A 15,229-nucleotide genomic window follows, 5' to 3' on the forward strand; every position below is an offset into this window, starting at 1 on the left:
AACCCCCACTGATTAAAGTTTCACTTTATTTATTTATTGCATTATACAAAAACTGTGCATATTGTTCACGTGTTACCAAATTATCTCCTAAAAAATTCCCTTCCCCGTCACCTTTTGATATTTTATTATCTACTAGAGCTTTCACATATCCTTTCGCCCAATGGCCATTTGGTATATCTTTGAAATTCTCTGCACTATTTTCATTTTCTTTTAACTGAAATACTCTTTGTAGTACTACTGACATTTCATATCGAGTTAATACTCCATCTGGACGGAATATATCATTTCCATACCCTGTCATAATACCAGCTTGAACCACTGCATCAATAGCCGTTTCATACATATTTCCTTTCGTATCTGTAAATGCCGTTTTTGGTTCTAGATTATTTTCTAATTTTAAATACCTTTGTATTAGAAGAGCTACTTGTCCACGAGTAATGTTATCACCAAATCCAAATTCACCATTTCCATAGCCTATAAATAACTTTTCTTTCGCTAAGTAATTAATTGCTTCTTCTGACCAATGTCCCTTTGGTACATCTTTAAATTCTACCACTTCTGTTTTCTCATCTTCTTTAGATGTATTACCGTCTTTACTTTCTACTACATTTTGAATAACAGACCCTGTAAAGAAGATTCCTGTATCCGCAAATGGATCTTTCACACCAAATTCATATACTTTCTCACCTGGTGTACTCCATTTCACTACACCATTACTATACGTACCGTTATCGCTCTTCAGACGAATTTTCGTAGAAATCTCACCATCTTTTTCATATATAGGTACTTTTACTTCTTTATTTACTTCTGTTTCCTCTAAAAATACTTTTTGGTTTTGGACATTGATATAAGCCGTCTTACTTAGTTCTATAACTGGTCGGACATCACGGATTTCATTTGCAACAAAACTTAGAAATACTAATTTTTTCAAATTGCTCACTGGTGATAAGTCTGTAATATAATTCGCTTCTAAATCAAGCTTTTGTAAGTTTACTAGACTTGATAATGGAGTAATATCTTTTAATTCATTATTGGGTAAATCTAATTCTGTAAGCTGAGTCATTTTAGCAAGTGGTGTCACATCTTTAATTTGATTTTTCCCGACAAATAATTTATTTAATTGATTCATTTGATCAATACCCGATAAATCTTTAACATTATTACGCGTTAATACTAAATCTTTTAAAGGTAATGAATATAACGGTTTAATATCTTCAATTTGATTACCTGCTAAAGTTAAGTATGTTACATTTTTTAAAGCACTTAATGGAGCAACGTTCTTAATTTTATTATTTGCTAAATTCAAGTAATCTAGTTGTTCCATTTTCGCTAATGCTGTTACATCTTCTATTTGGTTGCCTGATAGATATAAAGTTTTTACATTTTTCATTTCAGTTAGTGGTGCAACATTTGTAATTTTATTATTACTTAAATCAAGAGACTCTAAATTATTCATCTTAACAAGTGGCGTTACATCTGAAAACTCATTACCACGCAAAGCTAAATGATTTAATTGCTTTAGGTTCGCAAAGAACGACGGATCTTTTATCTTTGCATTCGCAACTGTTAAAGATTTTAAATTTGGCATATATTTTAATGCACTATAATCAAGTATCTCGTTTGTATTTAAAAACAAATCCTTTACTTGTAATAACTCTTCTTTCGTAATTGGTGTATTTAAATCTTTTCTATTAAATACTTTTTTATTAACAAGTTCTCTTAATTTGTTATCTGTTATCATGTTTTGATTATCAACTGGATTATCCGTTTCCGTATTGCCTGAATTAGAGTTATCATCTGGTTTCTCTGTTTCTTTGTTACCTACAGTTGGATCTTTAATTTCAAATTGAACTTGATATTTGTGATCATATCCAATAGCTGGAATAAGTATATGCATTTGCATATTGTGCTTCTTCTCAAACTCGCCAATTTCAAATTGAACTACTTTCGTTCCATTCTTCCTCTTATCTTCTGACAAAACTTTCACATCATGAAATACACCAGGCTGGTTTCTATCTTCTATTCTAAGATATTGAAAATAATCGCTATCTTGCATTGTTACAGTGACAATTTTTTTGCCAGCTGCAATTGTTACTTTAGGATCTTTTATATATTGAGAAACCATAGATGGCTCGTCTTTTTGATCCTTATATATTTTAATCTCAGTATCATACGTGCGATCACTCGCTGCTGCTACCGATTGATTTGCTTCAACTTTTAGTGCTGCTAATGCTGGAGTAGAGTACGTAGCAAATGGAATTGCTAATGTTGTCGCTACTACTAGCGCCTTCATATAATTTTTTTTCAAAATAATATCCCCTATCATATATAATTTTTATAATTGATAATACTTATCAATTATCCACAAATAAATGATAATGAATCTCATTATCATTGTCAATGAGAATATTACATTAAATTTATATTTTTAAAGATAAATAATAAAAAGCCCTTTATTCAAAGGGCTTTTTTACCTATCGTATGAAGAATTTCACTTTTTTCCTTCTCATTGATGACACCGATTTTTTGCAAAATATTCGCGTACAATACAAGTTTATTATATATTCGTTCTGACATGTTCTCCCTTCTTTCCTTCGACCAACTTTTTTTGTATTGGTAAATTATATGAAAGAGATGAGAAAATGTGTCCACTTTTTGCATAAATGCAAATCTTTTATTTTACGATTTACAGACAATAAAACTCCCTCCTAAAAATTAGGCGGGAGTTTAGGTACTTTCACTGTATTTAACAAACTGTCCACTGAATATTATGCTTCATAAGTTCTTCTTCAAAACTATATGGCATTTTTTTATCACAAATTACATGTTGAATACGTGAAAATGCTGCTATACGATAATTCCCTTTCACGCCTACCTTCGTATGATCACATAAAATATATGTTTTCTCAGCTAATTTCATCATCGCCTCTGACAATTTCGCTTTCTCTAATTCAAAGCTGGAAACTCCAAAACTAGGTAATAGCCCATCAATCGAAACGAACGCTTTATGAAAATGGAATTGCTGTATTACTTGCTGAGAAATAGACCCTGATACACGCGAATGCTTTGGAGATACTTTTCCACCTATAAATAAAACTTCACCGTGAAACATCTTTTTATTAATAGAAGAAATTAATTGTGTTGCGACTGGAAATGAACTTGTTACAATCGTTAAGTTTTTACGATGAACAAGGTATGGAACCATTTGAAGCGGTGTACTTCCATCATCAATTGCAATGACATCACCATCTTCTACAAATGTCGCTGCTTTATAACCAATTCTTTTCTTCTCTTCTATATGTAGCATTTCTCTTTCTAACATTGGTGCCTCTACCCCAGCGCCTGGAAGTTGAACAGCTCCACCATACACTTTTTTCAACTTCTTTTCACGATCTAATTCTTCTAAATATCGACGAATCGTTTCTGTTGATACAGCAAATTCTCTAGCTAATTCTGAAACCTTTACTTTCCCTTTAAATTCTACCTTTTCAAGAATGGTTCGCTTTCTTTCTTCTCCTACTACAGACATAGCTTCACCTCATTTATATCTCCCTCATAAACTTCCTTATTTATACAAGGTTGTAATTTTCTTTATAAGCAGAAACTTTTTCATGAATATGAATACCGCGCTTTGCTAGCTCATCAAAAATCAATTGTGGATTTTCAAAAGCTTCTTCAGGCGTAACAACACCCACCCTATTTACATTTCCATTTGCAATTAACTCTGCAGCAATCCCAAATGGAATACCTACGTTTCTCGTATAAGCTCTTAATTTTTCCCATCCTACAACAGAGCCATCAGATAACGGATGTGTATGATATAATACATGTCTTTGCTTCTCATTATTTTTCATACCTATTACTTCTACATGAAGTGCATAACCATAAACTTCTGTTTCTTGTCCTTCTTTCGATTGTAATAAATACTGCGAAATACAATCCATAATACCAATTTCTTTCCCATTTATTTCAATCTGATCATTACGCAATATGCCGTAATCATATAAAGCATGTACAAGTTGCATATTTTGCTTTGGCCAAGTTCCTCTCGTCTCTATCAGTTTGATACCTTTATTTTCTAGTGCCTTTGCTAACGTAATTGTTTCAGAATGCGGGATTATATACTGCGTTGTCTTACCATAAGGCGCTGGCAATTCTATTTCTCTTGGACGCGCAAACGGAAGTACTTGCTTAAATTCACCATCTTCATACACTGTACGCGATGGTAAATGTGGATCATATTCATATGTCGTTGTCTCTGTAATTGATGCAGAAAAAGCAATCGGACGATACGAACCGTGACTTACGCGGATCGTATCTACAGTATCCAGTTGATTTGCTGCATGCATTGCCATCATTTGCGTTACACCTGGCGTCATGCCAAATCCAGGTAAACATGTTTTTTCGTTTTGAACAAATATAGCATGCGATTCATTTTCTTCACCAAATCCATTTAAGTTCACACCGTGACACCCTGCTTCTGCAATACAGCGGGTCGACAATCCGTTTAGCTTTATCGTCGTACCGTCCATTACAATGTCATAACCAATCATTTTTGCAACCGTATCCTCGTGATTCGTTACATCTACTTTTACAAAATCAACACGAGGATCGTTGAGCCATTCTACTACTTTACGGCCCTCTTCCTCGTTAAAATCAGCTACTGTAATCGTCTCAAAAGATGAAAATTGAACTAAATCCAAAATAGCTTCACGACAAATTTTACCTGCTCCACCTAAGCAAAATACTTTCATCCAATAACAGCTCCTTTAGCAATACTATCAACTAAGCGATTAATATCTTCTTCATGTACATCACCGATATTTCCAATGCGAAACGTATCTACTTTCGAAATTTTTCCAGGGTAAATAACAAATCCATAACGCTTTAATTCGTTATATAACTGTTGAAACTCGAACCCCTCTTTTGGATAAATGAAAGATGTAATAATAGGAGATTGATATTTCTCATCTACTAGTGGCTTAAATCCGATTTCTCCCATTCTATTCACTAGTAGTTTTTGATTGTTGTAATATCGATTGTAACGCGCTCTCACTCCCCCCTCTTTTTCTAGTTCAAGTAGTGCTTGATAAAAAGCATGTACAACATGTGTAGGTGAAGTAAAACGCCATTTCCCATTTTGTTTTTCCATCGTTTCCCATTGATCATATAAATCAAGAGATAAAGAACGTCCTTTTCCTTTACACTTCAATAATTCATCACGTTTTGCGATTACAAATCCGAATCCAGGAACCCCTTGAATACACTTATTTGCACTACTAATTAAAAAATCAATTTGTAAATCAGCAATGTCTATTTCAATCCCGCCGAAACTACTCATCGCATCAACAATTGTAACCTTTCCATACTGCTTTCCTAATTTACATACATCTACAATTGGATTTATAATACCTGTCGTTGTTTCACAATGAACAACTGCAATATGCGTAATCTCTTTATCTTCTTGCAATAACTTTTCTACTTCTACAATATTAGTAGGTTCCCACTCTTCTGTTTGACTGACCACTACATCAATCTGTAACATCTCTGCCATTTGCACGATGCGCTTACCGTACGCACCATTTGCACAAACGAGAAGCTTCCCATTTGCCGGAATAACAGAACCAATTACTGCTTCAACTGAAAACGTACCGCTTCCTTGCATTAACACTGTTGTATATTTCTCTTCTTCCTTCGTCGCTAACGATACAAGTTTAGCTCTTACTTCTTGCACCATCGTATTATATTCAACATCCCACGTACACCAATCGTATAGCATAACTTCTTTTACTGATTTTGTTGTCGTTAATGGTCCTGGTGTTAATAATAAATAGTGATTTTCATTCATGATCCAGTGCCCCTTTTATGAAATAATTAGTTCTTGTTTCTCGATATGTTCTATTATATTTTCGAGCTCCTGCATCGTTTCAATCGTAAAATGAGCCCCATTTTCAACAAACCGATTACGAACTACTTCTATTTTTTCACGAAGCTCTACCGAATCCATACTCTCCACTTCCTCTTCCGTTAAACCGAGCTCACTACTTCCAAGAATTACGCCAACTGTCCACATTCCAGCATTTCTACCTTCTTTCATATCTGATACTGTGTCCCCTACTTTTATCATATGATTCATCGGATACACATCAAGTTCCATTGCATTTTTATAGCACATCCATGGATATGGACGGCCTGCTGGAACATCATCTGGCGTAACAAGAAAATCAGGTTTATATCCTTGTAACGCTGCTTCCTTTGCAACAATATCCATCATTTCTCTCGTATAACCAGTTGTTGAACCGATTTTAATGCCTCTCTCACGTAAAGAAGCGATTACTTCTTTTACCCCCTCAATCGGCGTAGCATAACTTGGCAAAATAGAAAAGAGAATTTCTTCAAACTCTTCATACATCTCATGAATGTCTACTTCTGTTGGTAATTGACCGAAGACACGCTTCCACTCATCCGCAATACGAGGCATTTCTGTTAGTGCCCTTACATGATCTATTTTTAATAATCCCATTGGCTTACGTGCTTCTTCTACTGTAATTTCAACGCCGCGTTTATGAAAAATCTTCATGAATACTTCTAGTGGTGCAAAACATCCGTAATCAACTGTCGTACCTGCCCAATCAAAAATAACTGCTTCAATTTTCATTCTGTCCATCACCCTTCTTATTTATCTTTTTTGCCATTGCGAAGTTCGGTTACGAAGTGCTTTCGTTCCCCATTCATATACAACTCTCACTACAATATTTGTAATAACAATAAGTACACTCATTGCAGCTGCTGGCGCTACATTTCCTGCATCATCCATATTTACGATTGATACGGCAGCTAGTTTAAAATCAGCTGCATATAAGAATACAACTGCTGACACAGTTACCATCGAATTTACGAAGTAGTACATCACCATTTCTAAAATTGCTGGTAAACACATTGGTACTGTTACTCTAAAGAATGTTTTATAAAACGGAATACCCATTGACTGCGAAACAAGCTCAAACTCTCGGTCTAATTTCTTTAAGGCAGTCGTTGCCGTGACAAATGTTACAGAATAAAAATGAATGATATTTACTAGTACTAACACAGCGATTGTTCCGTATAAAGAATGAAATGGATTCGTTACTGATAGTCCCAGAATTTGAATCGTTGGTTGACTAAAGAAAAAGACATATCCTAATCCGAGTACTAAACCTGGTATCGCTAACGGCACTATAGAGAAAAAGTAACCTGTTTTTCTAAAAAATTGTAGCTGGTCTATTTTCTCAATTGCATATGCGAATACAAATGTTAAAATCGCCCCAATAACTGCTGTAACTGCTGAAACAATTACGCTATTTTTAAATGCTTCAAGTCCATCTCCTGTTAAACTCGAAAAATTAAAATGCTCAAATGTAAAACTCATATTATATGGCCATACTTTCACACTTGCAGCAATACCAACTGCAACAAATAATAGAATGATCATAAGTGTAATTACACTACAATATATGAATGAGATTACATCTCTTTTCTTATTAGCTATTATTCTGTATGGTACTGCTTTTGAAGATAAGAAATTCGCCTGCTTTCTTTGCGTAATACGATCAACTACAAATGCGAATATAGCTGGGATTAATAAAATCATTCCGACAGTTGCACCCATCGGCATATTTTGCTGTCCAATTACTTGTTTGTATACGTCAGTAGCAAGCACATTATATTGCCCACCAACAATTTTTGGTGCCCCAAAATCAGTAAAACTAAGTGTAAACACAACAAACATTGCACTAATTAATCCGTACTTTACACTAGGTAAAGTAACCGTGAAAAATTGCTTTGTTTTACTCGCCCCTAACATATTAGAAGCTTCATATAATCGATAATCAGATCCTTGAAAGGCAATTAGCAATATAAGAAATGCTTGCGGAAATGTATACATAACTTCAGCTATTACAATTCCTACTGGTCCATATAAAGGGATTTGTATACCTTCAAATAACCCAAACATCCCTTTCGTTACTAGCCCTTGATTACCAAATAAATATGTAAGTGCTATACCGTGCATCATCGTTGGTGCGAACAATGGTAATAACGCTACATACTGAAATACACGCTTTCCAAAAACATTCGTACGGGCAATTGCATATGCGTAAACGAATGCGATTGCAACTGAAATAATTGTTGTTGCGCCCGAAATCCATACTGTATTTTGTAAAGACTGAACTAAAGTTGGTGTTGTGAAATATTTACTGAAATTCGCTAAACCAATGAAAACTCCATCTTTATTATAAAAAGCTTGTGTAAATATTTGTAATAGCGGCAATACAAGTATGATAAGGAAGGAAAGGATCATACCGATAATTACGAGCCTTTGGATCCATTCCTCTTTCCCAATACTTCTCTTAATCTTTTTTTTCGTACTTTCTACCTTATAGTTTTCTAACATCTCCATCTATACAATGACCTTCTTTCCATATGACAACATATGATTTTCTGAGAAAGAGATTTGAATCGGCTTTCCTTTTCTAATAGCGGTTGCTTCTACTTCTGATGCTAATATATCCACTACAATTTTCTCATTATAAAGGTGTGTGTTTTCTTCTATGACTCGCACTTCCGTCCGATATACGGATCCGCGAAATTCCATACTTTCCACAACTGTTTTAATACCTTCCTTTTGTACAATTGTTACATGTTCAGGACGAATTGCATGTTCTTCGTTATTTTTCGAAAAGAAATTAATAGAACCAATAAAATCTGCCACAAACGGATTGGCTGGTCTTTGATAAATCTCCTCTGGTGTTCCAATCTGCATAATTTCCGCATGATTCATTACAACAATTTTATCAGCCATCGTTAATGCCTCTTCTTGATCATGCGTTACCATAATCGTCGTTATTCCTATTTCCTCTTGCAAATCACGCATTTCTCTACGTAATTTTTCACGCACTTTTGCATCTAAAGCTGATAACGGCTCATCGAGTAACAAAATATCTGGAGACAGAGCGAGCGCACGTGCAAGTGCTACTCGCTGCTGTTGTCCACCAGACATTTGAGCAGGATATTTATCTTTTACATTCAGCAAATCTACAAGTTTTAACGCATCTAGCGCTTTCTCTTTCACTTCTGCTTTCCCATATTTTTTTGTCTTTAAGCCGTATTCAATATTTTCAAGTGCTGTTAAATTCGGAAATAAAGCATACGATTGGAAAACCATTCCGAAGTTTCTCTTTCCAGGAGGCAATGCTGTAATATCTTTTCCATTCACAGCTATACTGCCAGTCGTTGGTTCCTCTAGTCCCGCTAAAATGCGAAGCAACGTCGTTTTCCCACAACCACTTGGGCCTAATAAACAAACAAACTCATTTTTGTTCACAGTAAAAGAAATATCTTTTAACGCTGTAAATGCATCAAACTGTTTTTGAATGTGTTGAATTGATAAATATTCGCTCATTTTTCTCTCTCCCACTCACTTACTTTTTCGGTTCTGCTTTTTGGCCAAACTCTTTTTCCCATTTTTCTAAAATTTTGTCACGATTTTCTGCTGCCCATTTAAAGTCATTCTTTTTATATAATTTTTCAGTAACATCTTTCGGGAATCCCTCTGGAAGTTTATAGTCATTTTTAATTGTCACAAATCCATTTTTCTCAAAGTATAACTTCATTACATCATCAGTAATTGCCCAATCTAAAAATGCTTGCGCTAATTTATCATTTTTCGCATTATCTTTCTTAATAAGTGCGTTCGCTTCTACTTCCCATCCTAATCCTTCTTTCGGCAGTACAACTTCAACTGGGGCACCTTTTTGTTTTTCTTTTAAAGCACTATAAACCATTGATACACCGACTGGATATTCACCTGCTCCTGCTAATTTTGCTGGTTTTGATCCTGAATGCGTATAACTTGCCATATTATCATGAAGTTTCTTCATGTAATCCCAGCCTTTATCTTCACCCATGATTTGTAGCCATGCAGAAACTGTTAAAAACCCTGTTCCAGATGATGCTGGATGTGGCATAACAAGTGTTCCTTTATACTCTGGTTTCGTTAAATCTTCATATGATTCTGGCATCGGTAAATTTTTCTTCTTTAATTCTTCTTTATTTACAGCAATCCCCGTCATAAATGCAGTATTTCCTACCCATTTTTCAGGTTGCTTATCATCTTTAAATTGCGGAAGAACACGATCTGTTCCTTTTGGAGAGTATCCTTTTAACATATCTTTTTTATCTAAAGCTAATAGACTTGATGCCGCAGTTCCCCATACAACATCTGCTTGTGTATTTTTCCCTTCAGCTAGCAATTTCGCAGTAATAACTCCTGTTGAATCACGTACAATGTTTAATTTCACATCAGGATATTTCTTTTTAAAGGAATCAAGATAAATTGGTACAAGCTCTTCTTCAATTGCTGTGTAAACAGTTAATGATCCAGATAATTTTTCATCTTTCACTTTCGCTCCAGCACTTTCTTCCTTCTTTGCACCACACCCCATTAATAACGAAAATACCATTCCAGTCGCTACAGCTTTAAAGATTGTTTTTTTCACTGTTTCTCTCTCCTTTTACAAATCTTATGTACAACTCAAATATAAACAACTAGTGTAAAAGCAGTATTAAACCAACATTAATCTTTTGTTTGTTGTTTGTTTTTGTGTAATACGTTGCTACTTCTATGTTTTTTCGCATTTTTCTGCTAATAGAAAACACTAAATTTACAAATAATTAAAAAAACCTTTATAATCCCACAAAAAAATGAGGCGTTTGTAAAAACGCCTCATTTTTGTTTCCCTTTTTTTGAATTACGATTAGCATACTTTGCGCTATTTTCTCCTTCATACTCTAATGCAAATTCTGCATCTGGTAAGCTTTCTTTCGGAGTTTTATTATTATTGATTGCCGCATTTTGTTTTACTTTTCTTTTTACCAATACATTCACCTGCTCTCAAGAAATCACTTTCTACTCTAGTTTGAAACAATTTAAAATAATTATTACTGGCAAGTGTTAACAAGTACATAAGAGGCGTTCGATGGAAATACTACGTATGAAGAAATCATTATAAAAAGGAGCGATGATTTTGAAGAAAAAAGAAAAGATTCAATCACCAATTTTAGACGAAACGCTCCCGCATCAAATGAATTTTCCATCTTTTAAAGGAACAGGAAAAACGATGCAACAACCTTTTGTGAATCCATATGATGTTGTAATTGGAGACAGTAAATATAATTCCGAGAACAGTCCACTTAACAATTGGAGTGATGAAGTAGATCCTGCCATTATGGCTGGTGATGAGTGGATCCATCCTACAAATGATATTGGGTGGATTTCAGAAGAAAATCAAGAGTTGCTAAAAAACGAATCAGATAATAAAAATGAAGCTTTTATGCATCCACAATTTGGCATTAACGACTAAAAAACCATTCTACCTAACATAGGTAGAATGGTTTCATACTATCCAATAATAATCCGTTCTTTCGGGTATTTATAGCGAGGTGGTTGTTCCCTTCCACCACTAGCTAAAATAAATGTTAAAATACCAACGCGTCCGATAAACATAAGCACAATGAGTACAAGCTTCCCAATAGTTGTTAAATCAGGCGTAACACCTGTTGATAGTCCTGTCGTTCCGAAAGCAGAACAAACCTCAACAATTAAGCTCATAAGCGGTACATTTTCCGTAATAGATAAAACGAATAGCGCAGTAGCACATAACAAAATCCCCATCGTCATAACGACAGATGCTTTCAGTACATCCTCTTCATGTAACTGACGTTTGAAGACTCTAACTGTTCTACCGCCCCTTGCAAAGGTGTATAGTGACAATATACTAACAGCAAATGTTGTTGTACGTATTCCGCCCCCAACCGAACTTGGAGATGCCCCTATAAACATTAATATACTCATAAATAAAAGCGTCGGTTGTGACAATTCACGTATATCCATTGTAGCCAGTCCACCACTTCGCGTCGTCACAGATTGGAATAATGTATAGAAAACTGTTTCATGCCATGACTTTCCTGCTAAAAACTGATTTCGTTCTAGTAGAAAAATCATAATTGTTCCAACGATAACGAGTGCAAAAAATGTCGTTGTCGTCAATTTTGTAAATAACGAAAAGCGGAATAGTTGCTGTCGCCTTTTACTAAAGAATTGTTTTACTTCCATTAACACCGGGAAGCCAATCGCTCCTAAAATAATAAGCAACATATGAATCATTTGCACAATATAATCTTTTTTGTACGGAATTAGTGATTGTCCAGTTAAATCAAATCCTCCGTTCGTAGTTGCACTAACAGCGGCAAAGAAACCGTGGAAATAAGCTTCTTGCCAAGTTGGAAAATAAAGTAGAAATCTTGTACCTAATAGTATTGCTCCAATAAGTTCTATCGAAATAATTACAATTAAAATAGAACGCATCAATTCTACAAGGCCTGATAAATTCCCTTGATTATGATCTGCCATAATGAGTCTTCTTCTCTGCAAACCGATTTTTTTCCCCGTTATAATCCAAACAAACGTACCAAGTGCCATAATCCCTAAGCCGCCTAATTGTAAAATAAGGGCTAACATAATAATTCCTGCCGTAGTAAATGTATCTGAAATCGTAACAACAGACAGTCCCGTAACACTTACCGCACTAACAGATGTAAAGAGGGCATCTATAAATGTCCATTTCACACCAGCCTTCGTAACAAACGGGAAACTAAGCAATATTACCGATACAACTACCGCTAATAAATAAAACAAAACGATGAGTTGTACAGGACGTAATTTTTGTAAAAACTTTTTTATATCTCTCATTCCATCACTTCGCTACCTTTTTTCTATCGATTAAATAAAGAAAAATCTTTACTTTCTTTATTTGTAAATAACTGCTCAAATAATTTGGCAAAGACCATTCCATATACAGTTCCATTACCTCCATACGGCAATGCGTAAAACAAATTATGTATCTTTTCGTCTTCTTTTAAAATGGGGAGACCATCATGAGTACCACCAAATGCGGCTGCCCAATAGTAGTCTGCCTGTATATTTTTATACTGCGGGAACAGTTCTTTTACAATATTAATAAGGATATCACGCTTATGCAATAATTTCGTATCACCGATTGTTTGAATTTGTATCGCTTCATCTAATCCGCCTACAATAATGCGGTTTCGATACGTTCGAAAATATAAGTAGGGCCGTGCCGTTTCCCAAATTAACGATCGCTCATGCCAGCCTTCAAACTGATTTATTTCATTTGTTACAATTGCATAAGAAGTTTCTACTGTTGTATTCTTTTCTTTCTTTCCAAAAAGCGCTTCATAACCTGTCGCCATAATAATATTCTTTGCTACAATTTGATTTCCTGTTTTCGTGTAACAAATTAAATCATTTTGGTGTTTTTTTATATGTATTGCCTCTGTATGTTCATATATATTAGCTCCCATTTGGTTTGCTTTATGCAAAAAACTATGCGCTAGTAAATACGGATTCACCTCAGCATCACCTTGCATATATAACGCTGCTTGTTTTGCAAAAGAATAACGTTTCTTAATATCAGCTTCTGTAAAATATTCAACTGGAAATCCATAATTCTGTAACGTATTATATTCCTCTTGTAAAAATGAGACATCCTCACTTTTACTTGCATAATATAAACTATTTCGCGGAATAAAATGGGGATCAATATCAAGAGTCGGTATAACCTCTTCCATTGTTCTTAGCGCTTCATAACAAAGCTTATATGCTCGTACCCCTTTTTCTTTACCAAATGTATGAATAAGAGAAGTTAACGATTTATCATGAAGAAATTGTAGTAAACCTGTATTAGCAGCTGTGCTACCACACGCAATTGCTCTTTTTTCAATAAGTGTAACACTCATACCAATTTTCGCTAACGAATGCGCTATATGAGCACCTGCTTCGCCACTTCCGACTACAAGTACATCACATATCATATCACTTTCTAACGGTGGATAACAAGGTACAGAAACTCCTGTATTCCAAAACAACTTACCGGTCATAAGTTTCATAATCATACTCCTAAAATATAAATTTCTCCTTTCTATGTTTTGTTATTTTCCATAAAAAAATCCAACTAACATAGGCTAGTTGGATTTTTTTATTTTTAATTAGAACGCTCTTCAAGCCAATTTCCAATCGTCGGATATGTTTGTTTTACAGCTGTTCCACCGTAAACAATAGACATATGCCCTGTCGGTAAACATACATATTGTTTATCTGTGCTAGAAATATGGTCTAGTAACGCTTCTACTTGACATGGCAAAGCGATATGATCACGTTTCCCGGAAATATTTAAGACATTCGCCTTAATATTTGCAAGGTCTACCTTTTGTCCGCGAATAACAAGTTCACCCTTAACCAGTTTATTATTTTGATAAAAATCACGAATCCACTGTCTGTATGATTCACCTGGGAACGGAATACCATCACCAACCCACTTTTGAACCAATCTCCAGCTTTCGACGAAGCGCTCATTCTCTGAACGATCTACTAAAGCAACATATGGACCAACAAAGTTCGTAATTGGTTTTAACATTTTGTTTCCGAAATCAATCATTTCTGGCGGAATATTTCCAAATGTATCAACCGCTTTATCTAAATTGAAGTATTTCTCATCTAATAAAGGACCATACAATCCTGTTTCAGAGAAATCAAAAGGACTTGTCATGAAAATTAAATTACGAATTGGCATGTGCGGATGAAGTGCTGCATAAATGGAAGTTAGCGTTCCACCCATGCAATAACCAAGTAAAGAAATCTCGTCCGCTTTTGCAGTTCGCATTACTTTTTTTACTGCTTTTGCAATATAATCAAACACGAAATCATCAAATTTCAAATGACTATCTTCTAAACCAAATGTGCCCCAATCAAGCATATACACATCAAAACCACGATCCACTAGATATTCCACTAAACTATTTCCAGGAGTTAAATCCATAATATATGGTTTATTAATAAGAGCATATATTAACAGAATTGGAACTCTTTGTGTTTTTTCTTGTTTTGGAATGTAGCGATAAAGCTTCGTCTTATTCTTCGTCCAAATAACCTCTTTCGGCGTTAATCCTACTTGCGGCTCTGGTTCACGTAATAAAATTTCACTCGCCCTTTTCACTCGGCGGTATGCTTTTCGGTACTCTTCTGGGTATAGCTCTAATTGCTTTTCCCATTCTGTTGCGAATGTAGTCATTTTCCTATCTCCTTTTTGGTCGATTTCCTTCTAAAAAAAGAAGT

General features: G+C 34.9%; 13 protein-coding genes. 1 reads left to right on the forward strand and 12 read right to left on the reverse strand.

Annotated elements, in window-relative coordinates; all coding sequences use genetic code 11:
* Window positions 1-25: 25 nt before the first annotated feature.
* From MHI28_RS10470 to MHI28_RS10510, 9 genes are all read right to left on the reverse strand, one after another.
* Entirely contained in the window at window positions 26-2,308 is a 2,283-nt protein-coding gene (locus tag MHI28_RS10470; RefSeq protein ID WP_340827915.1) for an NEAT domain-containing leucine-rich repeat protein, read from the reverse strand.
* 438 nt (window positions 2,309-2,746) lie between these two features.
* A complete protein-coding gene (locus MHI28_RS10475) occupies window positions 2,747-3,529 on the reverse strand; it encodes a DeoR/GlpR family DNA-binding transcription regulator (protein WP_000117666.1) in 783 nt (260 codons plus the stop codon).
* A gap of 40 nt (window positions 3,530-3,569) precedes the next feature.
* On the reverse strand, window positions 3,570-4,754 hold the full coding sequence (locus MHI28_RS10480) for a saccharopine dehydrogenase family protein (protein WP_000862157.1): 1,185 nt from the start codon (window positions 4,752-4,754) through the stop codon (window positions 3,570-3,572).
* Window positions 4,751-5,848, reverse strand: a complete 1,098-nt coding sequence (gene phnW, locus MHI28_RS10485) for a 2-aminoethylphosphonate--pyruvate transaminase (protein ID WP_001004778.1) — start codon at window positions 5,846-5,848, stop codon at window positions 4,751-4,753. The genes MHI28_RS10480 and phnW overlap by 4 nt, the downstream gene beginning before the upstream one ends.
* A gap of 15 nt (window positions 5,849-5,863) precedes the next feature.
* Window positions 5,864-6,658 carry a phosphonoacetaldehyde hydrolase gene (phnX, locus tag MHI28_RS10490; protein WP_000687386.1) on the reverse strand — a complete coding sequence of 265 codons (795 nt, stop codon included), beginning with the start codon at window positions 6,656-6,658 and terminating at the stop codon, window positions 5,864-5,866.
* A 21-nt stretch (window positions 6,659-6,679) separates the two neighbouring features.
* Window positions 6,680-8,437, reverse strand: coding sequence for a putative 2-aminoethylphosphonate ABC transporter permease subunit (locus MHI28_RS10495; RefSeq protein WP_000425527.1), 1,758 nt, complete (start codon window positions 8,435-8,437; stop codon window positions 6,680-6,682).
* Window positions 8,438-9,439: a putative 2-aminoethylphosphonate ABC transporter ATP-binding protein gene (locus MHI28_RS10500; protein WP_000006195.1), complete on the reverse strand. Its 1,002-nt coding sequence runs from the start codon at window positions 9,437-9,439 to the stop codon at window positions 8,438-8,440.
* Between the two features lie 19 nt (window positions 9,440-9,458).
* Entirely contained in the window at window positions 9,459-10,535 is a 1,077-nt protein-coding gene (locus tag MHI28_RS10505) for a putative 2-aminoethylphosphonate ABC transporter substrate-binding protein (protein ID WP_000750916.1), read from the reverse strand.
* A gap of 227 nt (window positions 10,536-10,762) precedes the next feature.
* Window positions 10,763-10,915, reverse strand: coding sequence for a hypothetical protein (locus tag MHI28_RS10510; protein WP_000240799.1), 153 nt, complete (start codon window positions 10,913-10,915; stop codon window positions 10,763-10,765).
* A gap of 148 nt (window positions 10,916-11,063) precedes the next feature.
* On the opposite strand from MHI28_RS10510, the gene MHI28_RS10515 reads away from it, so the two are divergent.
* Window positions 11,064-11,399 (forward strand): DUF3905 domain-containing protein, encoded by a 336-nt coding sequence (locus tag MHI28_RS10515; protein WP_000726020.1) that lies wholly within the window; start codon window positions 11,064-11,066, stop codon window positions 11,397-11,399.
* A 38-nt stretch (window positions 11,400-11,437) separates the two neighbouring features.
* Here the strand turns inward: MHI28_RS10515 and MHI28_RS10520 are convergent, their stop codons facing one another.
* From MHI28_RS10520 to phaC, 3 genes are all read right to left on the reverse strand, one after another.
* Window positions 11,438-12,787 (reverse strand): TrkH family potassium uptake protein, encoded by a 1,350-nt coding sequence (locus tag MHI28_RS10520; protein WP_001204689.1) that lies wholly within the window; start codon window positions 12,785-12,787, stop codon window positions 11,438-11,440.
* A gap of 23 nt (window positions 12,788-12,810) precedes the next feature.
* Window positions 12,811-14,004: an NAD(P)/FAD-dependent oxidoreductase gene (locus tag MHI28_RS10525; RefSeq protein WP_000772567.1), complete on the reverse strand. Its 1,194-nt coding sequence runs from the start codon at window positions 14,002-14,004 to the stop codon at window positions 12,811-12,813.
* A gap of 95 nt (window positions 14,005-14,099) precedes the next feature.
* The gene (gene phaC / locus MHI28_RS10530) at window positions 14,100-15,185 is read right to left on the reverse strand and encodes a class III poly(R)-hydroxyalkanoic acid synthase subunit PhaC (RefSeq protein ID WP_000206331.1); all 1,086 of its coding nucleotides are present in this window, start codon (window positions 15,183-15,185) and stop codon (window positions 14,100-14,102) included.
* Between the last annotated feature and the right edge of the window lie 44 nt (window positions 15,186-15,229).

The organism is Bacillus sp. FSL K6-0268 (genome assembly GCF_038005425.1).
In the GTDB taxonomy this organism is placed as follows: Bacteria; Bacillota; Bacilli; order Bacillales; family Bacillaceae_G; genus Bacillus_A; species Bacillus_A thuringiensis_S.

What these genes read in the sequence shown, in the direction of transcription:
- phaC (WP_000206331.1), bottom strand. Translation starts at nt 15,185, where the DNA reads ATGACTACATTCGCAACAGAATGGGAAAAGCAATTAGAGCTATACCCA.
- MHI28_RS10495 (WP_000425527.1), bottom strand. Translation starts at nt 8,437, where the DNA reads ATGGAGATGTTAGAAAACTATAAGGTAGAAAGTACGAAAAAAAAGATT.
- MHI28_RS10520 (WP_001204689.1), bottom strand. Translation starts at nt 12,787, where the DNA reads ATGAGAGATATAAAAAAGTTTTTACAAAAATTACGTCCTGTACAACTC.
- MHI28_RS10480 (WP_000862157.1), bottom strand. Translation starts at nt 4,754, where the DNA reads ATGAAAGTATTTTGCTTAGGTGGAGCAGGTAAAATTTGTCGTGAAGCT.
- phnX (WP_000687386.1), bottom strand. Translation starts at nt 6,658, where the DNA reads ATGAAAATTGAAGCAGTTATTTTTGATTGGGCAGGTACGACAGTTGAT.
- MHI28_RS10475 (WP_000117666.1), bottom strand. Translation starts at nt 3,529, where the DNA reads ATGTCTGTAGTAGGAGAAGAAAGAAAGCGAACCATTCTTGAAAAGGTA.
- MHI28_RS10500 (WP_000006195.1), bottom strand. Translation starts at nt 9,439, where the DNA reads ATGAGCGAATATTTATCAATTCAACACATTCAAAAACAGTTTGATGCA.
- phnW (WP_001004778.1), bottom strand. Translation starts at nt 5,848, where the DNA reads ATGAATGAAAATCACTATTTATTATTAACACCAGGACCATTAACGACA.
- MHI28_RS10525 (WP_000772567.1), bottom strand. Translation starts at nt 14,004, where the DNA reads ATGAAACTTATGACCGGTAAGTTGTTTTGGAATACAGGAGTTTCTGTA.